The sequence below is a fragment of the Nocardia sp. CC201C genome (assembly GCF_030010695.1).
Lineage (GTDB): Bacteria > Actinomycetota > Actinomycetes > Mycobacteriales > Mycobacteriaceae > Nocardia > Nocardia otitidiscaviarum.
In genome coordinates this window covers 1-1,763 of the sequence record NZ_JASCXP010000696.1, presented here as the reverse complement: position 1 = coordinate 1,763, position 1,763 = coordinate 1, and the positions used below count along the sequence as shown (strand labels likewise).

The following is a 1,763-nucleotide window of genomic DNA, read 5'->3' as shown; positions in this document are numbered from 1 at the left end:
TCCAGCGCGGCCTGCCAGGCGCCGCTGGTGATCATGTCCTCGATCGCGTCGTTGATCCTCTGGCGGGATTCGGTGTCGCCCTTCTTCACACCGATGCCGTACTTCTCGACGGTGAAGGTGTCACCGACGACCTTCAGCGCGCCCGGGTTCTGCGCCGCGTACCCGCGCAGGATGATGTCGTCGGTGGTGACGGCGTCGACGGCACCGGCCTTCAGCGCCTCCACGCACAGTGAGTAGGTGTCGTACTCCTGAAGCTGAACGTCCTTGGCGTACTTGTCCTTCACGTTCTGCGCCGGGGTGGAGCCCTTGACCGAGCACAGCTTCTTGTTGCCGCTCAGCGACTCCGCGCCGGTGATGTCGGTGTTGTCCGAGCGCACCAGCAACGACTGGCCGGTAATGAAGTACGGCCCGGCGAAGTCGACCTTCTCCTTGCGCTTGTCGGTGATGGAGTAGGTGGCGGCGATGAAGTCCACCTGCCCGTTCTGGATCAGCGTCTCGCGCTGGGCCGACGGCGCTTCCTTGAAGGTGATGTTCTCCGGGGACACGCCCAGCTTCTCGGCCACATAGGTGGCGACGTCGACATCGAAACCGCTGAAGGAGCCGTCTTTCTCCCGCAGTCCCAGACCCGGCTGGTCGTACTTGATGCCGATGGTGAGGTTGCCGTCGGCGGCGTTCTCCGTGGCGGTCTTGTCGCTGCCGCCGCCGCAGCCGCTGGCGACCACGGTCAGGGCGACGGCCCCGACGGCTAGCCGCAGCGCTTGGGTGATCCTCATCTGAATCCTTCTCTCTCGTGAAGTGGCGGAGTGGTTAGTGGCTGAGAATCTTGCCGAGGAAATCTTTCGCGCGTTCTGATTTGGGCGCGGTGAAGAACGTGTCCGGATCGGTGTCCTCGACGATCTGACCGTCCGCCATGAACAGCACCCGGTTGCCCGCGCGCCGCGCGAAACCCATCTCGTGGGTGACCACCACCATGGTCATGCCGTCCTTGGCCAGCTGCACCATGACCTCGAGAACCTCGGACACCATTTCGGGGTCGAGCGCGGAGGTGGGCTCGTCGAACAGCATCACCTTGGGGTCCATGGCCAGCGCGCGAGCGATGGCGACGCGCTGCTGCTGACCGCCCGACAGCTGGGCGGGATACTTGTCGGCCTGATTGGCGATGCCGACCCGTTCGAGCAGTTCCATGGCGCGGGCGCGCGCCTTCGTCCTGTCCATCCGGCGCACCTTCACCGGCGCGAGCATGACGTTCTCGAGAATGGTCTTGTGCGCGAACAGATTGAAGCTCTGGAACACCATGCCCACATCGGCGCGCAGCCGCGCCAGGGCCTTGCCCTCGTCGGGCAACCGCACCCCGTCGATGGCGATGGTGCCGGAGTCGATGGTCTCGAGCCGGTTGATGGTGCGGCACAGCGTGGACTTACCGGAGCCGGACGGACCCACCACGATGACGACCTGGCCCCTGGGCACTTCGAGGTTGATGTCCTGCAGGACGTGCAGAGCCCCGAAATGCTTGTCCACGGTCTGCATCGAGATCATCGGCGCGTCGGCGGTGACGGGTGTGGCGGCGTCGGTCATGACCAGTGACCTTAGAGGGCCGTTGCCCGAAATGCTCGCCTTTGGCCCCCGTGACGCCACAACCGCCCGGACTCGACACCCCGCCGTAACCGAGGATTGACGCCGCGGTGACGGGAGAGAGACGGGTCACGCTGATCCCATGGGGTGGAACGGCCGCGAATCGGAGCCCGTACCCTGGACGGGTGAAT

2 protein-coding genes are annotated in these 1,763 nt (G+C 65.1%); both read right to left on the bottom strand.

Annotated elements, in window-relative coordinates:
- Positions 1–773: glutamate ABC transporter substrate-binding protein (locus QK444_RS36010; RefSeq protein WP_282786558.1), on the bottom strand; the 773-nt coding region annotated here is incomplete at its 3' end.
- 34 nt (positions 774–807) lie between these two features.
- On the bottom strand, positions 808–1,536 hold the full coding sequence (locus QK444_RS36005) for an amino acid ABC transporter ATP-binding protein (RefSeq protein WP_282786560.1): 729 nt from the start codon (positions 1,534–1,536) through the stop codon (positions 808–810).
- Positions 1,537–1,763: the final 227 nt, after the last annotated feature.